The organism is Legionella santicrucis (assembly GCF_001468135.1).
In the GTDB taxonomy this organism is placed as follows: Bacteria; Pseudomonadota; Gammaproteobacteria; order Legionellales; family Legionellaceae; genus Legionella; species Legionella santicrucis.
Genome location: NZ_LNYU01000081.1, coordinates 121,902 through 145,357, shown reverse-complemented (window position 1 = coordinate 145,357; position 23,456 = coordinate 121,902). Strand labels below are relative to the sequence as shown.

Here is a 23,456-nt window from a genome sequence, read left to right as displayed (position 1 = left end):
CTATGAAAAAATTAATCCTTTCATTGGGCTTATTGCTGCCGCTGGCAGGTTTTGCTCAAGACAATAACGAACTCGCCAACCTGTATTTTTCCAAAAATCTGCCTGAATTATCTGCCCATGATAAGTTGGCTTTAAATATCGCTGAGCGTTTTCAACAGGGGGACAAGACCAGCAAGCCTTTTCAATCGTCTGATGGCTCAGTCAGTTTTGTTTATGGTTCTGGTCAAATCAGAGTGGTCTGCGCACCCTTGCAGGTTTGTGATATTGCCTTGCAGCCAGGGGAAGAATTTAACGATATGAATGTGGGCGACCCGCGCTTTATCGTTGAACCCTCGATTACTGGCTCAGGCATGGATCAACAAATCCATTTGCTGATTAAACCTAAAGATGCCGGCCTTGATACTTCGCTGGTGGTCACTACCGACAGAAGAACCTACCATTTCCGTTTAAAGTCGGATCGCTATGACTTTATGCCTTATGTTTCATTCACCTATCCCGATGAGGCCAAAGCCAAATGGCGGATGCTGAAACGTATGCAGGCTGTACGGCAAAAAGAAAATACTTTTGCTGAAACCAATGAGTACCTCGGCAATCTGAATTTCAATTACAGGATTGAAGGCAACGCACGATTTAAACCGGTTCGGGTCTATAACAATGGCGTTAAAACCATTATTGAAATGCCGGCCAATATGTCGCAAAACGAAGCCCCAGCGCTCTTGGTCTTACGAGGCGGCGGGCTTTTCAAAAAGCCGGAATCAGTGATGGTCAATTATAGACTGCAAGGCTGTCGCTACATTGTAGACAATGTCTTTGACAAGGCAATTCTGGTTATTGGCAGCGGCTCATCCCAAGAAAAAATTACCATTACGAGGTGTTAGAGATGAAAAAATTAAGTCTGATACTACTGATGATTCTGTTATCAAGCTGTACAACCATGCGTTATGGCAATTTCACTGCTCCAGCGGAAGGCCGTAATGCTTATCTGGCTCAGGATGCCGTGCAGCAATTAATCCGTATTTATCCCCCGGCGCAGAATATCTTTTGCCTTAATCAAAAAGTAACTGATGATTTTGGGCGAAGTCTCATTCAAGAGATGCGAAAAAAAGGCTATGGCGTGATTGAAAACGTCCAGAAAAAGCAAAAGGCCAATTTTTTCTATGTGGTCGATGAGATAGATCTGGGGCAATTGTATCGGGTCAGCCTGTATATCAACAGCCAAGCCTTGAGCAGGCTTTACGACAGCAACAAGAACCAGCTTGCCCCAGTTAGCGCCTGGTCGCACAAGGAGTAATATTGATGAAACCAAATAATGATTTGCTGACACCTGATTCTTCACCCCAAAAGCTCAACACAGCCGGTGTGAAACGAGTTAATAATCTACCCCTGGTCATTGCTATTAGTGTTCTGACTGTCTTTGTCCTGCTGATTGCCTTGGTGGCATATAAGCGCGGTAATGCACAGAATCAGATCGTAGAACCATTAAAAATTGCGAGTGCCAAAAAAAATACCTTAAGCCTTGCCAATGAGATAGTGGGAAATCGCAAGGCCGGGGTCTTGCCAGCTTTTGAAGAAATTCAAACCGCTAAGCCATCAATTGACTTACCGGAACCCCTCCCAAAGCCCAAGGATTTGGAAGATCAAACTGTTTCAGATACCGAAATAGAGCGCATCCGCCAAGAAAAAACGCAGGATTTTGAGGAAGCGGTCAAGGCCAAGACCGCCATCATGGTTGATAACACCCGGTTGAACAATAAAGAGCAGCCAAGAGCATTGCCAGCCAACCAGGATGTAACCATGGATATAGACGTAGCCTCTCACTTTAAAGCACAACTGCAAGCCTTGCAGCAAAAGCAAAATGCAAGACCCGTGGCCTTGAATATTGGTGGAGAGGAAAACGAGATGCGCTGGCATTTAAACTCAAGGCTTGAAAATCCCAATAGTCGATTTGAGTTGCGGGCAGGCTCTGTTATCCCCGGCGTGATGGTAAGCGGTATTACCTCGGAATTACCGGGGCAAATCATCGGTCAAGTCTCGCAGAATGTTTATGACACGCCAACAGGCAAACATCTTTTGATTCCCCAAGGCACAAAACTGATAGGGGTTTATTCCAGCGATGTGAGCTTTGGTCAAAACTCAGTGCTGGTTGCTTGGCAAAGACTGGTTTTCCCTGATGGTAAAGCACTGGATATCGGCTCTATGCCTGGTTCAGATAGTGCGGGATATGCAGGCTATCGCGATCAGGTTGATCATCATTATGCAAGAATATATGGCTCTGCACTTTTGATGTCTGGCATTGTCGCTGGCATTACCTACAGTCAAAATATTAATCAACCCAACCAATACGGCTTTGCCCAACCAACCGCGGGCAGTGTTTTAAGTCAGGCCTTAGGCCAGCAATTGGGTGAGGTAACCTCGCAGCTGGTGTCCAAGAATTTGAATGTCTCTCCGACTATCAATATTCGGCCTGGCTACCGGTTCAATATTATCGTGGTGAAAGACTTAACCTTTAACCGGCCTTATCGCCAATTTGCTTATTAATATAGGAGAAATGTTATGAAATTGAGAATCATGCTTGTTTATCTCTGGTCGCTTCATGCTTTTGCAAGTGGTGCACCTGTGTTCGACGTTGCAAACTGGATTCAAAATGCGAAAATGATTACAACTCAACTAAGTGAGTATAAGACGCAAGTTGATCAGTACAAAAACCAGGTTAATCAATACCAGAATATGTTGGCAAATACGAAGTCACTGACTTCCTTTGAATGGGATAACGCCAACTCAGTTATTAATAACTTGCTTGAATCAACGGATACCATTGATTATTACAAGCAAGAAGCTGGCAGTTTGCAAGGCTATCTTGATCGCTTTCAAAGCCAGGAATATTACCAGAAGACCTCCTGTTTTAATGACAGTGGCCAATGTTCAGCTGAAGACTTAAGAAAAATCAAACAAGCAAGGCTCGCGTCTTCCGTTGCCGAAAAGCGCGCCAATGATGCCATGATCAGAGGCATCGACAAACAACAGCAAAGCTTAAAAACCGATTCCGCCAAACTCCGTACCCTGCAATCCCAGGCGCAAAGTGCCGAAGGTCAAAAGCAGGCACTTCAAGCTGCTTCACAATTAGCCAGTCAACAAAATCACCAACTCATGCAGATCCGGGGTTTATTGATGGCGCAACAAAATGCCCAAGCGGTAAAAGATGCTGTGGCTGCCGACAAGAAAGCCATTCAATCGGCAGGAGATGAGCGTTTTCGCGCAGGCAGCTACCACAAAAGCTCAGGGAAAAAATGGTAGTTCAATTCAAACAACAAGGAGAAACAATGAAAAAAATAGGTCTGACAATAGCAGCTCTGGCTTGTTTACTGTCCGGTTGTGACAGTGCAGAAACCAAGGCAAGCAAAAAAGCCGCGCATCTGGCCACCCTTACCTGTGAAAGCAGCAGAGAAGGTCGCACCAGTGAGGAATTGCAAGTTATTGGGGATGCCTGCTTCAAGCGAGGCAGCTATACCAAAAGTTCTGGAAAAAAATGGTGATCTATGAAAAAAAATACAATCACCTGTTTAATTGCACTCTTTATACTGGTGTTTTCCATTAACAGTTATGCCCAAGGCGGCGGTATAGACAGCAGGGATTTGCTGGATAATATCCTGTATCGGTTTTCCACCACAGCGTCCATGTGGAGCCAAACCTTGCTCGCCTATGCCCGTTACCTTTTTTGGTCTTTGGCCTTAATCAGCATGGTCTGGACTTATGGTCTTATGGCTTTGCGTCGGGCAGATATTCAGGAGTTTCTCGCTGAAACGGTGCGATTTTTTGTGGTTGTCGGCTTTTTTTATTGGCTTCTAGAGAATGGTCCGGCCATTGCAACAGCCATCATGGATTCCATGCGCAAGCTCGCCGCTAATGCTTCGGGGATTGATGCCCATGTATCGCCATCGGATATTGTCGATGTGGGTTTTGATATAGTCTCCAAGGCGATTGATAACTCATCCATTTGGTCACCAGCTGCCACCACAGTCGGCTTGATAGTCGCTGGGCTGATTCTGGTTGTTTTGGCACTGGTCAGTATTAACATGCTGATTGTCCTTATCACCGCCTGGATTTTAACCTATGGCGGCATTATTCTCTTAGGCTTTGGTGGTGGTCGATGGACACAGGATATTGCCATTCAATACTACAAAACCGTGCTGGGTATCGCCTTGCAGGCCTTCGCCATGATTTTGATTATTGGCATTGGCAAGTCTTTTGTTGATCAATATTACGCTGCTATGGCAAAGGACATTTTACTGAAAGAAATGTTTATCATGCTGGTCGTTGCCATTCTTTTACTGGTACTCGTGAATAAAATCCCACCTGTCTTAAGCGGGATTGTCACGGGTGGCTCAGGTGGTGGAGGTGGTCTGGGCTTGGGTGGTGCCTTGGGTGCTGCAGGAATTGCTGGCGCCGCTCTGGCCAGCGCTGCTGGCACAGCAAGCGCTGAAGGTGCCGGTGGTTTATCAGCATTGAAGGCGGCCTTCAATGCTGCATCGCGCGTCAGCACAGGCACTGTTTCAGATGGCGGTTCTAGCCCTAAATCTGGCGGATTAAGTGAGGCCATGGGGCGGGCGACCCAATTTGCCGGTCACCTCGGATCTCATTTGGCCTCAGGTGCCGCAGAAGTCGCGCGTGAAAAGGCAGCCTCTATCCGAGAGGCCTTCTCGGCGAAAGTTGCAGAAACCACGGGGGGTAAAATCGCCGACGCCATTCATCAACGAATGGATGCTAATAATGACTCATCCCCGCCAACGCCGCCAGACCCACCCGCGCCAAACGTCAGATCAATGGGTGCGCCAGAAGGAAGTTTTAGCTCAGGCACTGATGAAGTCAGTCAGTTTGTTAATCGCAAGGTCGCCGGAGATAATCAATGACACTGAACAAACCCAATAAAGCCATTGGCCCTCAAGTGAGACAAAAGCCTAATCAGCGGTTTAACCTGCCGCTGATTGGCTTGGCCTTGCTGTCTGTGATAGTCAGCCTGCAAATAGGCACCCAATATTTGGCCTGGAAATTTCATTACCACGTAAATTTAGGCTTTTCGCTTGCCCATGTTTATCTGCCTTGGCAGCTTTTTTTATGGAATTTTAAATATCACCAATACTACCCGGATTATTTTAACGCCGCATTTGGCATCGTGGTGATGAGCACAAGCCTTTTTTTGATGATGGTGATTCTTGTCAGTCAACAACTTAAAAAAGGTGAAATCAGCGAATACCTGCATGGTTCAGCGAGATGGGCCAATATGGAGGATTTAAAAAATGCCAGCCTTATTGGCCATGACGAAGGGGTCTATGTTGGGGCATTTGAAGATGAACAGGGCGAGATTCATTATCTGCGCCACAATGGCCCAGAGCATATCTTAACCTATGCTCCCACCCGCTCTGGCAAAGGGGTGGGGCTTGTGATTCCCACCCTGTTATCCTGGAAGTATTCCTGTGTTATTACCGACTTAAAGGGCGAGCTGTGGGCAATGACTGCCGGGTGGAGACAACAATATGCCAACAACAAAGTCATCCGTTTTGAACCAGCGACATTAAAAGGCTCAGCCCGCTGGAATCCGTTAGATGAAATCCGGGTAGGCACGGAATCAGAGGTGGGTGATGTGCAAAATCTCGCAACACTGGTAGTTGACCCTGACGGCAAAGGTCTGGAAACCCACTGGCAGAAAACCTCGCAAGCCCTTCTGGTCGGCTTTATTTTACATGCGATTTACAAGCTAAAAAATCAGGGAGAGCCCGCCACCTTTCCCAACATCGACCACATGCTGGTTGACCCCAATACCAATATTGCTGATTTACTCATCGAAATGACGCAATACCCGCATATCGAAGGCAAGACCCATCCGGTTATCTCTGCCTCTGCCCGCGATATGATAGACAGGCCTGAGGAAGAAGCCGGTTCAGTCTTATCGACTTTGAAATCCTATTTGGCTTTATACCGTGATCCGGTGGTCGCTTTTAATGTCTCTGATTCGGATTTTTGTATCCGCGATTTGATGAACCATGAAAGCCCGGTGAGTCTTTATATAGTGACCCAACCCAACGACAAGGCCAGACTACAACCCTTGGTTCGGGTTATGATTAATATGATAGTGCGTCTATTGGCAGACAGGATGGAGTTTGAGCGTGTGCCTGACGATAAGGGGCTTTCTTATGTGAGGGCGAAACGAACTTATAAACATCGACTGCTCTGCATGATTGATGAGTTTCCAAGCCTGGGTAAACTCGATATTTTGCAAGAGTCCTTAGCTTTTGTTGCCGGGTACGGCCTTAAATTTTATTTAATCTGTCAGGACATCAATCAGCTGAAAAGCCGTGAGCGGGGTTATGGCCAGGATGAAACCATTACATCCAATTGCCACATCCAAAATGCCTACCCGCCAAACCGGGTGGAAACTGCCGAGCATTTATCCAAGCTGACGGGGCAAACCACCATCGTTAAAGAACACATCACTACCAGCGGCAAACGCATTTCAACATTTCTCTCGCAAATATCTAAAACCATCCAGGAAGTATCAAGACCATTATTAACAGTCGATGAGTGTTTGCGCATGCCAGGACCAAAAAAGGATGCCAATGGCTTGATCACTGAGGCTGGTGATATGGTGGTTTATGCGGCGGGCTTTCCGGCGATTTATGGCAAGCAACCCCTGTATTTTAAAGATCCGGTTTTTATCGCCCGAGCAGCCATTGAAGCCCCGAAATTGTCCGATATCTTACGCCTGAGATTAAGCAAGGATGAGGAAATCAGACTATGAAAGCATTATCTGTCTGCCTGATTAGTCTGATTGGCTTGGTCTATCTCTTAATCGCCATGGGATTTCGTATTAATCTCACCGATTCAATCCCGGTAGGCCTATATCGCATTACCCACGAGGGCGAACTCAAGAATGCCTATGTTATCTTTTGCCCTGATAACAGGCCAGCTTTCAGGCTTGGCCTTGATAGAAGCTATATAGACCATGGTCTTAACTGCGGAGGTTATGGCTATTTGATGAAAAAGGTGGTGGCCATCCCTGGTGATACCGTCGCAACAACCAAAGTCGGTGTCTTTGTAAATCAGGAGCGTATTCCTTTCTCGAAGCCGAAGTTAAAAGATGGACTAAATCGCCTCTTACCCCAATGGCATGCCACAAATTATCAACTCAGCAAAGACGAGCTGATGACCATGACCAGTCAAAGCGAATGGTCTTTTGATGGTCGCTACTACGGCCTTGTTCATACAGGGCAAATCAAGGGAATGTTAAGGCCCCTATGGGTCATCAATAAACTGGAGAAAAGTCATGATGAATAAAAACGAACTAATGGATGTAATTTCAGAAAAATTCGAGGATTTGGTCATCCCCGGATTTTTAGTTGAAGTCAGTCCAATTGAGGCGGACATCATGGGCGCATTTGTTGAGGATGCACTTAGCGAAGATGAGGCTATGGAGGCAGCTTATGACTAAAATACCCTACCACCAAATTGTGGCCAACCAGATTATTGAAAGTCTAAAAGGCGGAACGGCACCCTGGCTAAAGCCTTGGGAGCCAGGGATTGGCAATGGTCAGGCTCCCTTTAATCCAGTCACTGGCAAACGGTATCGCGGCATCAATGCTCTGTATTTGATGCTCAATCAAAGCGATGACAATCGCTGGCTGACCTACAAACAGGCGCAAAGCATTGATGCGCAGGTGCGAAAAGGTGAGAAAGGCACCAACATTCAATACTGGAAATTTAACGAGGAACGAGTCAAAGAAGATGAGACTGGACGCCCTGTGCTGGATGAGCAGGGCAATTCAGTCAAAATTCAAGCCAGTCTTGAAAGACCTCAGGTCTTTTATGCAACGGTTTTCCACGCCTCACAAATTGAGAATATGCCTACCCTTGTAACAAAAGAGCCGGAATGGTCTATGGTGGAAAAAGCAGAAAAACTATTGCTGCAATCCGGTGCTGCCATTTTTCATTCTGAATCAGACAAAGCCTTTTACATACTTTCGAGCGATAGTATTCACCTGCCGCCCAAAGAACAATTCAAATCTGCTGCCAATTATTATGCCACAGCACTGCATGAACTTGGTCATTGGAGCGGCCATCCTTCAAGGCTTGACAGGGATCTGGGGCATCCCTTTGGCAGTGAGGCCTATGCCAAGGAAGAACTTAGAGCAGAAATTGCCAGCATGTTATTAGGGGCTGAACTCGGCATTGGTCATGACCCATCACAACATACTGCCTATATTAAGTCATGGATTCGGGTTTTGGAGGATGATCCCCTCGAAATTTTCAGAGCCTCTGCAGACGCGGAAAAGATTGTCCATCACATCTGTGCTCTTGATCAAGTTCAGGAAATCCAGCAGGCACAGCCCATAGAAATCAGGGAAGACAGAACTATTGAGGGAAGAGTTATGGAAAATGAACAACTCATCACTGAAAAGACTTGGTTAGGAATTCCCTTCAAAGACAAAGAGATAGCCAAAGCCCTGACAGGAAAACTGCCTGATGGCACAGCCGCCATCGCCTGGGATATAGCCCAAAAATGCTGGTATGCAAACCCGGGTGTTCCTTTAGATAAAATCAAGCCATGGTTACCCAATCCACAAGCATTGGCCCAAGACAAAGCCATCTCCCCAGAAGATGAATTCAAAGAGGCACTGAGTAGCATGGGGGCAATTGTCTCAGGCAAACACCCTGTCATGGACAGCAAGCCGCACCGAATCGAAATGGATGGGGATAAACAGGGTGAAAAGGCTGGATTCTATGTGGCTCATTTAGACGGTATGCCGGCTGGCTACATCAAAAACAACCGTACCGGGGAAGAGCTGAAATGGAAAAGCAAAGGCTATGTTTTGACTGATGAACAAAGGTTGGCGCTCAAGTCTCAAGCCCTACAAAATCAAAGAAATCGCGAGCTTGAGATTGAAGAGTTGCAAAGAAGTACGTCGATTATGCTCAAGAAAAAACTATCCCTAATGAATGAGATAAACGAACCAACCCCCTATTTGAAAGCAAAAGGAATACAGGTTCATTCTGGCGTTTACACTGATGAAACCAACAATTTAACCTGCGTTCCTGCCATCGATACTGAAGGATCCATTTGGACGGTTCAATATATCGCCGATGATGGCACTAAGCGCTTTGCAAAAAATTCGAGAAAAGAAGGTTGTTTTCATGTCTTGGGCGGGCTGGATAAACTGGCCAATACCCCTGTAATTATCATCGCCGAAGGCTATGCCACTGCCGCAACAATAAAAGAAGCAACAGCGCTACCAGCCGTTGTTTCAGCCTTTGATTCAGGCAATCTTAAATCAGTCGCCAAATCCTTGCATGAAAAATATCCACATATCCCGATAATGATCGCTGCCGATGATGACAAACATCTTGAGCTAAGCAAGGGCATGAATCCGGGCAAGGAAAAGGCCACAGAAGCCGCCATGGCCGTCAATGGCATGATTATCTTGCCAACTTTTGCACCCAATGAACAGTCTGAAAATCCCAGAAAATTTAGCGATTTTAATGACATGGCCAAGAATAGTAGCCTGGGCGTGGAGGGCGTTAAGCGACAGTTTAAGTCGAAAATAGAAAAGTTCATAAAAAAGCATAATCAACCACGCTATTCAAAGCAAGGTAATGTTGTTCACATCGCTTAAAACCAATCGGTAATGATATACTAACGGCTTTGATGCTTTTACAATAAGTTGCAACATCTCATTCCGCAATAAGATTTTGCAACGCTGGATGCATTGGCTGATGTTTTTTTGGAGTATAGCTAATCTATGAAGAAAACCATTTTTGATGATGTTGATAATTTAGAAAAAGAAGCCGTTCTTTTTGGCCTACAATGGGAAACCAAAGCTCAAATCATGGCGCAAATTCGCAACGAGTGTCTGGAAATTGAAGAACATCTGGAGGCAAAGGACAAAAGAGATGCCTTGCAGGATGAAATAGGTGATTTAATGCACGCAGTATTTTCCTTATGCACTTATTGTAACTTTGATACCGAGCTTACCCTGCGAAAAAGCCTGAATAAATTTGAATATCGGTTAAATGCCATGAAGGTCATTGCTAAAGAGCAGGGTTTGGATAATTTACAGGGCAAATCATTTGATGAGTTGATGCGCTACTGGGATTTAGCAAAAAAAAGAACTATGATTCCAGAAAATGCAGGTGTTCATGGGACCAAAAAAGCGCTCCAGTTATGGGAAAAGGTAAAACAGAAAGAGTTGATTTTAAATAATGTTTGGTGTGGTCAATGCAGTGGGGTATGCAGAATGATATCCCCTGTGGCCATAGAAAGTGGCAGAACAATTACGCTTGAAGGCGAGTGTGCAACATGTGGTTCCAAGGTTGCTAGATATCTGGATGAAGCATGAAATATAATGATGCAACTACCCACCTCAGAGGAACTATTTAGCCTAAAAAATTACCATCGCACATGGTTATCAGGTTTGACTCTTTTGCGCTCCAGCTTATCAGGTGCATTATCCTGCAATAGCACTTCACCTCTTGCGGTGAGCTGAACCACATCGAGTTGGGACAGGTCTCGCAGGCCGTTTTGATTTTCGGCCGGCGTGCCGCAGCAAGTGCGGTAAGGGTTGGGCTTTGTTCTTGTTTTCCCCCACTGTCTTCGGCCTCCTGTTCTAGCAGCTTCATCGTTTCCAGAAGTTCCTCTTCCATTACCATATCGGTTTCGTCTTGCATGTTCATTGTTGGTCTCCTGTTTCAATTTGGTTCGTTGGGCTTCAATATCTGGATCAGCGAAGGTGATTGGGATGTTATGTTGAATCACTATTTGCAGGATAATTTTTTTAAATAGCGGCGAGCCATTTACCCGAATACAGTTGCCATATTGCCGCTGCGCCATTTCCAAGGCTTTTATTAATGTTTCAATCGAACCGCCTTTAGAAATTTTGACCTCATGGCCATTATTTCTGATGACGGCCTTATCAATTTTGTATATCTCTGTGCCTTCTTTGGTGATCGAGTCAAGGATATTGAGATCGGTTGGGGATGTATCTGCTCTGCCCCCGGACAGAGAGTATTTGCCTTTGTTCTTTCGATTTTGAAAACGCAGTGCGGTTAAAGCATCCAGATCCCCAGTCTCTGCCTTATACCTCAACCAATCAGCCCAGGTTCGATTCTGATGCCGGTTAATCTGGTTTTGGCGCTGGGTGGAATAGTTGTTGCGAATTCTCTCAATCTCATCCAGGAGGGTCTTGCTGATTTGCCCATACAGAAGTTTTTTTTGAATGATCGGCATTTTCATCAATTTCAAGGCCTTTCTTTTTAGCCTGGCTCGTTTTTTGGCTTTTTCAATGGAACCAGCCTTAGTTCTACGTAGTGTTTTGAGCTTGTCTGCAAGGATGATTTTGTTCTTAAGCCTTTCATCACGATAACGGGCATACAGCTCGGAATTGAACATAGTCTTACTAAGTGGTTCATAGCGATAAGTATTTTTTGAACCGACCTCAATCTGAAATGAGGCAGGTGTAAATTCCCCCAGTTTGGACAGTAGGTTCTTTTTGGAAAAATTGCGGGAAACGGAACTGGCTTTAACCATTAGCCCCTTCTTGTCACAGAAAACAAATCCATTGGCTCTGAGCTTAATTGCCAACTCATGCGCTGCCAGTGTTTGGTGAAGCTCATTCCAGCTGCTGGCCGCCTCTAGTTGATCCTTACAATGGCGTTTCATCCAGTTAATCAAGCTTTCAATACCAGAATGCTGCTCCATATCATCGGCTAAATTTTCAGACCGTCCCTTTCGTGATTGATGATTGGTTATTTCCAGTCCATACTCAATTTCCAATTGGGTTGCCACCTCCGCAAAAATTTTATAAACCCTGTATGGCTCAATCATGTTGAGGGTTTTGGGGTGGATTTTATTGATGGCGACATGGATATGAAGATTATCCGTATCATGATGGACGGTGCTGATTCTCTGGTGCTCTTTAAGCCCAATAGAGGAGACAACCCGGTCTTCGATAATGTTCAACAGTTTATCAGACAGGATCTCTCTCGGGGCAAAAGAGATCAATAAATGATAAGTTTTATCCGCTGTAGCCCGTTGATTTTTGGCTTGAGTTGCTAAGACTTCCTGAACCGCCCAAGTGGGATCGATACTGTTACAATTGGATAAGCTAATCTTTCCCACCCGTTCCTGTTTATCCTGGGGATTGGTGATGTATTGGACCAGGCCTGAAAAGCTGCTAAGTCGTGCGGTTTTCATTGGGATATGGCGAACAATCATAGCTTTTTCACCACCTGCAACATTGTCTCCTGCAAGATCCGAATTTTATTTAACAGGGTCATTATCGTGGCATGGTCAAAATGCGCGACGCGCTTATCTTGGGTCAACCAAAGTTTTAACAGTCCACCAAGTCTGCCGACATCTGCATTGATTTTGGCAAGCTGGATTACATGGTCTTTATCAATTGCACTTTGCAGCTGGTACCCAAGACTTATACGTCTTAGGTATTCCGCAATAGACAAACCGGCATTAGCCGCATTGGCTTTAATTTGCGATTCTTCATTGGGAAGAACAGGAACACGAAGGTGACGCCCATTTTTTCTGGTGGGGGATTTAGTTTTATCGTCCATAAGGATGCTGACCTCTTAAATAAAGTGGTTATGCAATCCTTTGGGTATCTGGTTATGGCCTCAAATCACTGGATTCCCGTTGAGCACCGAAGGTGCGAATAAGGCTAAGTGAAGTTTGGTAGCCAGCTTGCTGGTTAGCTAACTTCACCTATCTTGCCCAGTGTTTTAAGTTCATTTGACTTCATAATATCAGGTAATTTTACGTAATTTCAAGGTTATTTCGTTAAAACCCCTATTAATTACGGATTATTACCAATAATGGCGTTAAATTACACATTTATCTTATTAAGAAGATATTTAATTACGCCAAAAGGAAAGAAACTAACATAGGCTATTGCAGAGTAGCGCAATATTTCATACCATCAGAGAGAACAATAATAAATTGACGGTATGACATGGGAAACTCCCTCAGCGAACGAATCGCAGCCAAGCAGATAAAAAGGAAAGCCTCTGACAAATCTGTAAATAAAGCCGCTTTTCTCGCGCTAAAAAAAGATATAGCTTCAGCGCTAAATGACGGCTGGTCCATAAAGCTTGTCTGGGAAACCTTAGTTGAGGAAGGCAAAATCTCATTTTCATATAAAACATTTTGTGGCTATGTAGCACGTTTGATTGCTGCAGAAAAAAAGCCGTCTATGCAGGAAAACACCAAGGAAGATGAACAGGCTAAAAGTAAAGCAAAAAATGAAATTCGCGGCTTTACTTTTAATCCAAAACCCAATTTGGAGGAACTCTTGTAATGGCAAAAATTCACATCACACTGCAAGGCAAAGGCGGTGTTGGCAAATCATTTATTTCAGCAACCACAGCCCAATACAAACACTACAAAGGCCAAGCCCCACTCTGCATTGACACCGACCCCATCAATTCAACCTTTCATGGCTTTAAGGCCCTAAATGTCGATCATATCCAGGTCATGAGCGGTGACGAAATCAACCCCCGGCTATTCGATAGCCTCATCGAAAAAATTGCCCCAGCAACTAACGATGTAGTCATCGATAATGGCGCCAGTTCCTTTGTACCGCTATCACACTACCTCATCAGTAACCAGGTTCCGGCCTTGCTGCAGGAATTAGGTCATGAAATGGTGATCCACACCGTCATCACCGGCGGCCAAGCCATGTTCGACACCATTAACGGCTTCGCCCAACTGATCGACCAATTTGAAAACGAAGCCCAGTTTGTCGTCTGGCTCAATCCCTATTGGGGAGCCATAGAGCATGAAGGCAGAGCATTTGAACAACTGAAAGCCTACCGAGATAACAAAGACAAAATATCAGCCTTAATTCAAATCCCCGATCTGAAAAAGGAAACCTACGGCTGGGATCTTACCGAGATGTTGCAACAAAAGCTGACCTTTGATGAAGTCCTGGGTATGCCAGAGAAAAGCATCATGACTCGCCAGCGATTAAAAATTGTTCGTGATCAGCTGTTTAGTCAATTAGATAATGCCAGGGTGATTTAATGTCAGATAAATTTGATGCAGCTATCCAGGAGATCGCCGTCAGACATGGTGTGGTTTTAAACAAGGATGATCCGATTCTCATACTGCAGACTATGAATGATAGATTGATCGAAGAATCCCGGCAGGCCCAAGCAGCTATGTTGACAGAGTTCAGAGAGGAAATGGAGAGCATTTCCTCTCAATGGAGAGACGATGCAAAGGAAAAAGCTGAAAAAATTATTAATGCAGCCCTTGCGGGTAGTAAAGAGGCAATGGCCAAATTATTGCTGGAATCTACTAACGCATCGGTTCAATCTATAGACAGGATGATATCTGTTTCATTGGCAGAGGCACGTGATCTGTCACAACAGACAAAGAAATTTGGTTGGTTTATGTTGGTTTCATCAGTGGTAATATTAGCGGCATCTTCTTTATTTATGTTATTTTTGCTCGTTTGATTTAAATTATTGGAAAAAAGTTTATACAAAAACTAAAAAGAGGTATAAAAAATGACAAAGCGTATCTTCATTGTTGGCCATATGGGGGCAGGCAAGTTTATATTTACAGAAGCATTGGCTAAAAAATTAGGATGGCAAATAGTCGATGCAAACCCAAGTATTGAACGTTACATTGGCCGGCAGACACGAGATATTCTTGGTGAGCAAGGTGAAGCCGCATTTAATCGCTGTCAAGCAGACATCATTGCTCATTGTACTGGAAAAGAAAATGTTGTTGTTTTATTGGAAGAGTGTGTTGTATCAAGCGAACAATGTCGGGAATTGTTATCCTCTGAATTTGTTGTTTATTTGAAAGTCTCTATTCCAACTCAACTTGGTCGTATGCAAAATGGACGAGTTCCATCACTTCCGGTGGATGATATGAAGAGTTTCTTGGAAAAACAACATCGCGAACGAGATGCTTTTTATGAAGAAGTTGCAACGACGGTTGTTGAATCTGTTGGTTATTCAGATGATGCTTTGGAAATCAATAAAATTATTGAGGAAGATGTCAACAAAGTTATGGAAGCCCTTGGGAAGTAAGCCATTAGGTTAACGAAGATGACTTGATAGATTTTGATTTTTTGATGGTATAATCATGACCTTGTTTAAGTTCCAAAAAATAGAATAAAAATAAGACATTTTAATTGTCGCTACACATATAACTCTGACCGTCATTTTTCTATCAAGTCATCTGCGAAGATATATAAATATAAACTGGGTGAACCAGTTTAAGATTGTAGTTCAATTTCAGGGAACAAGACCAAATGGGATGATAAAAATCCAACATTAGAAGGCCCACTATATGAATTATAACCCAGAGATCCCATCGACATTACGCCATTTTATAAGTCGTTATCTAAAGATAAAAAAGAATAAGCGTCTTATGATTGGCATACTTGCAATGTTTACAATTTATGCATTAGAAGGTTCGATCTCTCCCTATTTATTAGGAAAAATGGTTTCTATTGTAAGTAATTATAATTCAAGCCAACAGTTTTTATCCCTTATCCTCTGGCCTGCCATATTTTACGCAATGATGCCCATGGTAACTAACATTGCTGTTAGATCAAAAGAGTATTTTGAGGCCTGTTTATACCCCTCAATGAAATCGGACATTAAAAAAGATATGTTTGAGTACTTATTAGGTCATTCCTATGAATTTTTTGAAAGTAATTTCTCGGGTACATTAACCAAAAAAATAATAGATATTTCTGAAAATATTGAGGAATTACTTAAAATCGCTTCAGGTTGGATCTATAACTCTATTTTGGGAATTTTAATTGCTGTGCTCACTCTGTATCTATTTGTAGGTGGTATTTATGCATTGATTCTCTTTATTTGGGCAATTCTATTTGTAGGTATCTCATTTATTACTGCAGATACAACACAAACCTCCTCAGCAGAACTAGCGAATGCCAAAACAAAATTAAGCGGATACCTTTCTGACTCTATTAGCAATATTTCTAGCACCATATTATTTTCAGGTAGTACTAAAGAGTCTAAAACGATTCAAAAATCAGTCACTGAAGTAGCAAAATCCGAGAAAAAAATACAATGCCAAATGATTAAAGTATTCTTTTATCAGGGGTGTTTAGTCACTGCATTAATATCAGCATTTGTGGGTGCGCTAATATATGGAGCTCAAAAACATTCTATTCATGCAGGTGATTTTGCTTTAGTACTTAGTATTGCGCTCTCATGTTTGATGATGATATTTGGATTAGGACAGCAAATTTTGAAAGTACACCAACTTATTGGCGCATGTAATGATGCATTAAGCTTCATTAAAATTCCTCATGCCATTATTGATAAACCTAACGTCCCTCCATTACAGGTTTCAAAAGGTGAAATTATTTTTGACAACATAAACTTCTCATATCCTAATTCGGCATTCCTTTTTAATCAACTTAATTTATCTATTGCTGCAGGAGAAAAAATTGGGCTTGTAGGTAAGTCAGGCAGTGGTAAATCAACACTTTTGAAATTATTACTGCGTCTTGTAGAACCATCTTCAGGAAATATCGTTATTGATAAACAAAGGATAAGCGAAGTGCAGTTCAAATCTCTTCGTTCACAAATAACAATTATTCCTCAGGAAACGCAATTATTTCATCGAAGTATTTTTGATAATATACACTTTGCTAACGATACTGCAACCAAAGATGAAGTGATTAGTGCAGCAAAAAAAGCCAATTGTCATGACTTTATTATGAACTTGCCGGAACAATATAACACACTTGTTGGTGAGCGTGGTTTAAAACTCTCAGGTGGACAAAAACAACGCATTTCTATTGCTAGGGCATTCCTTAGAAATACGAAAATTCTAATTCTTGATGAGGCAACCTCTTCATTAGACACTGAAACGGAACAAGCCATCCAAAAAGCATTGCATGAAGTAATGAAAGATAAAACAACATTGATTATTTCACATCGACTTTCAACATTGCAGGAAGTGGATACCATTGTGGTTATTGATAATGGGGAGATAGTTGAACAAGGCAGGCTTGAGCTTTTAACAAAAAAACAGGGTGGTGTATTTGCAGCTCTTTGGAAAACACAAGTGGGAGGGTTTTTATTTGCTGAAACTTCAACAACACGCATTTGAATCAAGAGATGGGAGTGGCATATGAACGCTCCGTTAATAGATTTATACCGCCAAGCTGAGGATTATTTTTTCAGAGGTATTTCCTCAAAATGCATGGATCTAGAAACCAGCGCTCATGCTTATATGACCGGCGGTGCTGAACTCAATTTTATCTACATTACAAGAAACACAAATGCCCTGGATAAAATTTTAATCCAAGGAAAGCAGTTTTTCGACCAAGATAACCTTTCTTTTGATGTGATCATTCCACAAGAATTGTGCACGCCTCAAATAATAGATATTTTAAATACCATAGGTTATTCCCAGAAAAGCAAATCGGTTTCAATGCTTGTGGACCTAGATAAATTTTCATTTGATCAAACTGCCAATCTTACCGATGAAACAGTGATTAAATCGAATGATGATCAATTAAATGACTGGATGATCCCATTGATAGGCGCATTCGAATCTACATTTGAAATTTGTTCGATCTATGCAATCACCCATGAAACTGCCATAAAAAAGAATATTAATCTTCGCCATTTCAGCTTATACAAACAGGAAAAACCCATCGCGTCGATTACCTTATCAATGTGCGACAACAGCATTGCAAGAATAGATGATGTGGGAACCCAGCCTAAATTTCAAGGCAAAGGATATGCTAGCGCGCTCATGCGTTATGTACTATCCGAAGCAAAAAGATTAGGTGCTCAATATTGCTTTTTAGAGTCCTCTGATTCAGGGCTTGGAGTCTATCAAAAACTGGGGTTTGAGCCTCTTTTTAAAAACAATATTTATTCGAGGAAACCATGAGTGCTGATTTTGGGGTACAAAGACTATGCTAATAAAACCTGATCTTAACGATGAAGCAATCATTACATGTTTACAGGATGCCTATGGGCTAGAGGTAGCAACCATTTTATTTCTACCTATTGGAGCTGACTTTAATACGGCTGTTTATCGCATTACAACAAGCAACCAAACGGATTATTTTCTTAAATTAAGAAGTGGTGAATTTTTAGAGGCTTCGGTATTAGTTCCGAAATACTTGGCGGATCTAGGTGTCAAACAAGTGATTCCTCCGCTTCCAACCAAGACAAGGCAACTTTGGGCGAGCTTGGGATCCTTCAAGGCGATTCTCTACCCCTATGTTGAAGGGCGTAATGGTGTCGAAGCCAAACTATCGGAAGATCAATGGGCCCAATTTGGGGTGGCAATTAAAAGGCTGCATACCACCGATACTCCTTCATCAATAACAAAAGATATACCGCGGGAAGCGTTCTCTTCCAAATGGAGAGAAACCGTCAAAGCATTTTTGATGCGTATTGAAAATGAAATTTTTGAAGAGCCTGTCGCTGTACAAATGGCCATGTTCCTGAAATCCAAAAGGAACGAAATACTCAAACTGCTTGAGCACGCTGCAAAGCTTGCGATCACGATCCAAAAACAACCCCTCAACTATGTTTTATGCCATGCAGATATGCATGGCTGGAACCTGATTGTTGATAAAGAAGCAGTTTTTTATATTGTTGATTGGGATACCCTTATCTTTGCTCCTAAAGAACGTGATTTAATGTTTATCGGAGCCGGTATTTGGGGCAGCGGTCGCACAGTTTTTGCCGAGGAGTCATTATTTTATCAGGGCTATGGCCAAACAAAGATAGATTGGGATGTAATCGCTTATTACCGCTTCGAGCGTATCATCCAAGATATCGGCGATTATTGTGAATACATTTTTCTGTCTGATGAAGGTGGTGACGATCGAATGCAATGCTTTGAACACTTACAGCCAGTTTTTCTGCCGAATGGTGCCATAGAGAGAGCATATGACTCTTATAATACGAGGAAAATTTTATGAGATTATATTTTATAGGCGGCGCCAGTGGCAGCGGAAAAACAGCAGTAATATCACATTTGAAAGAACTTTTGGGAGGTGATATCGCTGTTTATGATTTTGATGATATAGGTGTACCCGAAGGTGCTGATAAAAAATGGCGTCAAGAATCCACAGAGAAGTGGTTGCAAAAATTATTGAGTGATGGAAAAGACGCTTGTTTGCTTGGTCAAATTGTTTTGGGCGAAATACTGAGCTGTCCTTCAGCCAAGCAAATAGATAAAATCAACTTCTGTCTCTTAGACGTCAGCGATTTTCAAAGAATTCAACGACTCAAAAAGCGTAGTACCTACGGTGTTGATCAAAACATGCTGAATTGGTCATCTTGGCTGCGTATGCATCATCAAGATCCGCAATGGATGCAACATGTTATCCAAGAAGATACTGCAAGTATCATGGATTTTAGCCGATTATCTGCTCTTAAAAGTTATGAAGAAGTTGCGAATGTACAAATCCTCGATACAACCGATCTTGCTTTGCATGAGGTTGCTCAAGAATTGGCAGATTGGGTTTTATCATTTGATATCGAACCATTTCATATTGTTAAAGTCCAGCCAAATGAAATAGATGTTATAGGAAGTAAAATAACATCATACAATAACAGCCAAGTACCATTTATCCAGGAACAACCTTTTATAAATTTAAATTTTTCTATAAAAGATGATAGTGGGGTAATTATCGCGGGTATTACATCTCTGATGTATTGTTGGGGTATCCTGTTTGTAGATATTTTAGCAGTAGACGAAAAATATTATAAAACCGGTCTGGGTAGTAAACTGCTCAGCCATGCAGAAAACGAGGCTAAGAAACTTGGGGCAACCCTAGCTCATCTAGATACATTTGATTTTCAGGCTAAAGACTTTTACCTCAAACAGGGTTATGAAGTATTTGGCGTTTTAGACGACTGCCCCAAAGGCCATAAGAGATTCTTTATGAAGAAGGTGTTGAATCATAAATATGATCAATCTGACCAATTGGAAATTGTTATCGATCATAGTCCCAGTCAATTTGATAATGATACTGTAATGGAAGGATTAATTTCCTCCAATGAACGTATCATGGGAGAGCCTAGGGATAAAGAATTTTCAGTATTTTTAAAAAATGATTCAGGGAATGTTTTGGGTGGAATACAAGCACATTTTGATAAAGAATCAGTTTATATAGAAGCATTGTGGGTCGATGAAAAACTCAGAAAACAAGGATATGGCTCAAAATTAATGAATGCTGCGGAGCAAGAAGCCATCAAACAAGGTTGCATTTTCTCAATAACAGATACTTTGGATTTTCAAGCAGAAGATTTTTATTTAAAAAATGGATATCAACGCATAGGAGAAATAAAAAAATATTGGTATGAACATTCACGATTTTTTCTCAAGAAGGTATTGTAAATGAATTTGGATGTTGTATTCAGAACTATTTACTGTCATGCACGTGATTCAGCAGTGAATTTTTATCTGAAAAATGGATATATGGCAGAGGGTAATTATTTCGATGAAGATAATATCCCTTATTTAAAGATGAGAAAGAAGTTATGAACACAATTAAATCTGCTTACGAATTATCTCCTGCTACAAACGGTGAAGCAGAAGCACTCAATGATAAAATTAATGCTTTTGTTGCCCAGCAATTTTCATTTCATGGCGATACTGAAGTTTTGAAAGATTATGTTATCAAAGAAAATAGCTTGATTATTGCTGGCGTTAGAAGCTGTTTTTATCTAGGAGAATGCTTGGCTATTAATGTGCTTTTTGTGGAAGAAAATCATAGGCTCAAAGGATTAGGCGCTTTATTACTTAATCAAGTTGAAGCTGATGCTAGAGCTATGGGCGCCAAATTGATCCATTTAGATACATTTAACCTCCAGGCAAAAGATTTCTATTTAAAGCATGGCTATAAGATATTCGGTATTCTTGAGGATTGCCCCACTGGACATAAACGGTATTACATGAAAAAAATTTTATGAAATTTTAGGAGCCCAAACAATGAACAAAATATGGACTTGAAATCCTTTTAAAGGAAAGCGCTCAAGATCAACATCTTGTTTGGATAGCAAAAAAATGGCTATCGATATAAATTTTACATTCTTAGGCCATTAAAAAACGTGGTGGATCGATTAAATATCATTATCGCGGTATAGAGGATCACAAGTGAACAAACTTACTATTTCAACGATTATCTTTTTTACAATAAATGGCCTGCAATGCTTCGCAGTTGATACCAAGCAGCTCCAGGCTAAAAAATCTGATGAATATTATATGCAGATAGCCATTGATCTCGCAAAAAGCAATCCAAAGGCTCCATTTGCTGCCCTCATCGTTGACAATAAAACAGGTGAAATTTTGTCAAAAGGAATCAATGCAAGCAAAGTTAATCCAACTTTTCATGGGGAGATGGTGGCGATCAACAATTGTGTTAAAGAACATCCCAAGGTGGATTGGTCACAAGTGACTTTATACACCACCGCTGAGCCTTGTTCGATGTGCCAAAGTGCTGTTGTTTGGACAAAAATATCAAGGGTTGTATTTGCCACTTCTTTTGAATATTTGATAAACCATGGTTGGAATCAAATTAATATTCGTGCGGCAGAAATTAATAAAAGGTCATCCTTCTATAAAGGAACAATTACTGGCGGAACTCTTGCCAGTCAATCAAACGTCCTATTTGACAGATTGTAGGTCTCTTAATTCTTTTGCTTTAATAAATAATTGATTGCACTCTGCTTCTTTGACACCACCAACAAGCTCACAAGTATAAAAATTCGGTGTCTTTGAAAAAATTTCTGTGGCTCTAACCTCAATTTGTCGACCAAATAAATCATGGAGAAAAGGGATAGATGTGCCATACACTACTTTTGGAATCATTGCCCAGTAAATCGCAGCCGCACACATAGGACAAGGTTCTGCTGTAGTATAGAGGCTTAGCTTGCTAACATCACCATTGAAGCCCTTATTAAACAAGGTATGGATAACAGATAATTCACCATGCATTAATGGATGATGATGGGCGCTATTAACAGATTTCAGTAAAATTTCTTTATCGTCATAAACAATGATTGCGCCATAAGGAGCTATGGGATTTGATGCAGCTATCTCTATTGTTGCCGTCATAAAATCATGTAGGCATTTATCCATCATTTTTCCTCTCTGGTGGAATATAATTTTCTGCAAATTTGTTTGCACTCAGTTTGTAATTAGTGTCAATCCTGAAGGGATTTAAATTCGATAGTTCATCATAAATATCGACTTTTTCTTTTACCTTGAGAAAATAAATCAGCAGGATTGAAACTGGTGCCAGCAAAACTTCATACGATATTTTGTAAGCGTCTTCAAAGACAATGACACTGCCTAGCTTTTCGGTTGGTACTATGCCATAAAAAGCTACCAATGAAAAAAGACTTACATCAATAATGATTCCAAAGGCAGAGGACGTAGCAATTCTCGTCCATACAGTAGTAATGAACTCTTTCTTTAGCGAAATACCTCGCTTTCGTTGTCTCGATTTAATAATGGAGATTACCGTTGAATTAATAGTCATGCCAAGAAAAAAAGCTGTAGCTGAGGCAATAAACATGCGCGCCTGATTATGTAAAATCGATCTAAAAGGATCACTTTCATGAATAGCAAGCAAATTTGTTATCCAAACATCAAAAACAAACAGTAGGTTGCAAAAAATAACGAATAAGATCATCTGCTTCGTACGTTCAATGCCATACACATCGGTCATCATATCTGCAGCTAAGTAAGCTAGTGAAAAAACAATGCCACCAACATTAATGGTTAGAAATCCTATCGAGATGAATTTAGCCGCCATAGTTTTTGATGCAATAAAAAAAACGATACTTGAGCAAAAAAGAATATGATGATATTTAAATTTATTCCCATATTCAGGTGATCGTTGGGGTGGTCCAAATTGGAACAGTCTCTGATCAGCTTCATGCAGAGCGTTTATTTGCTCGATCTTGGAAATAAGATTGCATAGTATTTGACAGAAAATATTCAAAAAACCGAGAATCATCAATCCAATGATTAGCTGTAATTTGCTGGTTTCATCATGAGGATTAAGCCAAACCATATTCAGCACAAAAAAGACAAACAACGAAGTTAGAAATACATATTGGCTTTGTTTTGTATCAATGCGCGTTATAAATTGAATGGGTAACAACGCACAACCCCACAAAAATAGTGAGCTCCTTACCACATAAAAGAAATCTCTGCCAAGGACTTGTGTATAGATCTCTTGCATCTTCCAGAACGACGATGCAGGTAACCAAATAGCAAACTTTAAGAACAAAATATAGATCGCGTGGAACACGATTACTAAATAAACAGTATGCCGCAAGTATGCTAATCCATAGACTCTATAGATCAATTGAAATACAAAAAAAACAACAGGCCACCACAAAAATTCTGATGCCATTCGTATGCT

At 41.6% G+C, this 23,456-nt stretch carries 25 protein-coding genes; 21 read left to right on the top strand and 4 right to left on the bottom strand.

Going from position 1 to position 23,456, the window contains the following annotated elements:
- Positions 1-2 precede the first annotated feature (2 nt).
- The 11 genes from trbG to Lsan_RS14070 all read left to right on the top strand — a co-directional run bounded on the left by trbG (position 3) and on the right by Lsan_RS14070 (position 10,385).
- Positions 3-878 (top strand): P-type conjugative transfer protein TrbG, encoded by an 876-nt coding sequence (gene trbG / locus Lsan_RS14120; protein ID WP_006871045.1) that lies wholly within the window; start codon positions 3-5, stop codon positions 876-878.
- A gap of 2 nt (positions 879-880) precedes the next feature.
- Positions 881-1,291, top strand: a complete 411-nt coding sequence (locus tag Lsan_RS14115; protein ID WP_040535123.1) for a conjugal transfer protein TrbH — start codon at positions 881-883, stop codon at positions 1,289-1,291.
- Between the two features lie 5 nt (positions 1,292-1,296).
- On the top strand, positions 1,297-2,538 hold the full coding sequence (locus Lsan_RS14110) for a TrbI/VirB10 family protein (protein WP_006871047.1): 1,242 nt from the start codon (positions 1,297-1,299) through the stop codon (positions 2,536-2,538).
- Between the two features lie 15 nt (positions 2,539-2,553).
- Positions 2,554-3,294, top strand: coding sequence for a P-type conjugative transfer protein TrbJ (gene trbJ, locus Lsan_RS14105; protein ID WP_006871048.1), 741 nt, complete (start codon positions 2,554-2,556; stop codon positions 3,292-3,294).
- A gap of 26 nt (positions 3,295-3,320) precedes the next feature.
- Positions 3,321-3,533 (top strand): hypothetical protein, encoded by a 213-nt coding sequence (locus tag Lsan_RS14100; RefSeq protein WP_006871049.1) that lies wholly within the window; start codon positions 3,321-3,323, stop codon positions 3,531-3,533.
- A gap of 3 nt (positions 3,534-3,536) precedes the next feature.
- Positions 3,537-4,907, top strand: coding sequence for a P-type conjugative transfer protein TrbL (gene trbL, locus Lsan_RS14095; RefSeq protein ID WP_040535126.1), 1,371 nt, complete (start codon positions 3,537-3,539; stop codon positions 4,905-4,907).
- Positions 4,904-6,793, top strand: a complete 1,890-nt coding sequence (locus Lsan_RS14090; RefSeq protein WP_006871052.1) for a type IV secretory system conjugative DNA transfer family protein — start codon at positions 4,904-4,906, stop codon at positions 6,791-6,793. The genes trbL and Lsan_RS14090 overlap by 4 nt, the downstream gene beginning before the upstream one ends.
- Positions 6,790-7,329, top strand: a complete 540-nt coding sequence (gene traF, locus Lsan_RS14085; RefSeq protein WP_040535129.1) for a conjugative transfer signal peptidase TraF — start codon at positions 6,790-6,792, stop codon at positions 7,327-7,329. Before Lsan_RS14090 ends, traF begins: the two co-directional genes overlap by 4 nt.
- Entirely contained in the window at positions 7,319-7,483 is a 165-nt protein-coding gene (locus tag Lsan_RS22515) for a hypothetical protein (protein WP_040535132.1), read from the top strand. The genes traF and Lsan_RS22515 overlap by 11 nt, the downstream gene beginning before the upstream one ends.
- Positions 7,476-9,662: a zincin-like metallopeptidase domain-containing protein gene (locus Lsan_RS14075; protein ID WP_006871055.1), complete on the top strand. Its 2,187-nt coding sequence runs from the start codon at positions 7,476-7,478 to the stop codon at positions 9,660-9,662. Before Lsan_RS22515 ends, Lsan_RS14075 begins: the two co-directional genes overlap by 8 nt.
- 126 nt (positions 9,663-9,788) lie before the next feature.
- Complete coding sequence (locus Lsan_RS14070; protein WP_006871056.1) at positions 9,789-10,385, top strand: MazG nucleotide pyrophosphohydrolase domain-containing protein; 597 nt, start codon at positions 9,789-9,791, stop codon at positions 10,383-10,385.
- Positions 10,386-10,435: 50 nt separating this feature from the next.
- Here Lsan_RS14070 and traI read toward each other — a convergent pair whose 3' ends face one another.
- Complete coding sequence (gene traI, locus Lsan_RS14065; RefSeq protein ID WP_006871057.1) at positions 10,436-12,259, bottom strand: TraI/MobA(P) family conjugative relaxase; 1,824 nt, start codon at positions 12,257-12,259, stop codon at positions 10,436-10,438.
- Complete coding sequence (gene traJ, locus Lsan_RS14060; protein ID WP_006871058.1) at positions 12,256-12,609, bottom strand: conjugal transfer transcriptional regulator TraJ; 354 nt, start codon at positions 12,607-12,609, stop codon at positions 12,256-12,258. Before traJ ends, traI begins: the two co-directional genes overlap by 4 nt.
- A 395-nt stretch (positions 12,610-13,004) precedes the next feature.
- Between traJ and Lsan_RS14055 the strand changes: the two genes are divergently transcribed.
- The 10 genes from Lsan_RS14055 to Lsan_RS14010 all read left to right on the top strand — a co-directional run bounded on the left by Lsan_RS14055 (position 13,005) and on the right by Lsan_RS14010 (position 21,706).
- On the top strand, positions 13,005-13,349 hold the full coding sequence (locus Lsan_RS14055) for a TraK family protein (RefSeq protein WP_006871060.1): 345 nt from the start codon (positions 13,005-13,007) through the stop codon (positions 13,347-13,349).
- Positions 13,349-14,074 carry an ArsA-related P-loop ATPase gene (locus Lsan_RS14050; protein WP_006871061.1) on the top strand — a complete coding sequence of 242 codons (726 nt, stop codon included), beginning with the start codon at positions 13,349-13,351 and terminating at the stop codon, positions 14,072-14,074. Before Lsan_RS14055 ends, Lsan_RS14050 begins: the two co-directional genes overlap by 1 nt.
- On the top strand, positions 14,074-14,511 hold the full coding sequence (locus Lsan_RS14045) for a conjugal transfer protein TraM (protein ID WP_006871062.1): 438 nt from the start codon (positions 14,074-14,076) through the stop codon (positions 14,509-14,511). The genes Lsan_RS14050 and Lsan_RS14045 overlap by 1 nt, the downstream gene beginning before the upstream one ends.
- Before the next feature lie 51 nt (positions 14,512-14,562).
- On the top strand, positions 14,563-15,093 hold the full coding sequence (locus tag Lsan_RS14040) for a shikimate kinase (protein ID WP_006871063.1): 531 nt from the start codon (positions 14,563-14,565) through the stop codon (positions 15,091-15,093).
- A gap of 262 nt (positions 15,094-15,355) precedes the next feature.
- A complete protein-coding gene (locus Lsan_RS14035) occupies positions 15,356-17,158 on the top strand; it encodes an ABC transporter ATP-binding protein (RefSeq protein WP_040535135.1) in 1,803 nt (600 codons plus the stop codon).
- A 21-nt stretch (positions 17,159-17,179) separates the two neighbouring features.
- On the top strand, positions 17,180-17,950 hold the full coding sequence (locus Lsan_RS14030; RefSeq protein WP_006871065.1) for a GNAT family N-acetyltransferase: 771 nt from the start codon (positions 17,180-17,182) through the stop codon (positions 17,948-17,950).
- A 25-nt stretch (positions 17,951-17,975) separates the two neighbouring features.
- On the top strand, positions 17,976-18,995 hold the full coding sequence (locus Lsan_RS14025) for a phosphotransferase enzyme family protein (RefSeq protein WP_006871066.1): 1,020 nt from the start codon (positions 17,976-17,978) through the stop codon (positions 18,993-18,995).
- On the top strand, positions 18,992-20,419 hold the full coding sequence (locus tag Lsan_RS21285; RefSeq protein WP_006871067.1) for a GNAT family N-acetyltransferase: 1,428 nt from the start codon (positions 18,992-18,994) through the stop codon (positions 20,417-20,419). Before Lsan_RS14025 ends, Lsan_RS21285 begins: the two co-directional genes overlap by 4 nt.
- A 143-nt stretch (positions 20,420-20,562) precedes the next feature.
- The gene (locus Lsan_RS14015) at positions 20,563-20,994 is read left to right on the top strand and encodes a GNAT family N-acetyltransferase (protein ID WP_006871069.1); all 432 of its coding nucleotides are present in this window, start codon (positions 20,563-20,565) and stop codon (positions 20,992-20,994) included.
- Between the two features lie 184 nt (positions 20,995-21,178).
- Positions 21,179-21,706 (top strand): nucleoside deaminase, encoded by a 528-nt coding sequence (locus tag Lsan_RS14010; protein WP_006871070.1) that lies wholly within the window; start codon positions 21,179-21,181, stop codon positions 21,704-21,706.
- On the opposite strand, the gene Lsan_RS14005 is transcribed toward Lsan_RS14010, so the two are convergent.
- Complete coding sequence (locus Lsan_RS14005) at positions 21,689-22,162, bottom strand: nucleoside deaminase (protein ID WP_006871071.1); 474 nt, start codon at positions 22,160-22,162, stop codon at positions 21,689-21,691. The two genes, Lsan_RS14010 and Lsan_RS14005, sit on opposite strands and share 18 nt — an antisense overlap.
- Complete coding sequence (locus Lsan_RS14000) at positions 22,155-23,207, bottom strand: VUT family protein (RefSeq protein WP_237762144.1); 1,053 nt, start codon at positions 23,205-23,207, stop codon at positions 22,155-22,157. The genes Lsan_RS14005 and Lsan_RS14000 overlap by 8 nt, the downstream gene beginning before the upstream one ends.
- Positions 23,208-23,456 lie beyond the last annotated feature (249 nt).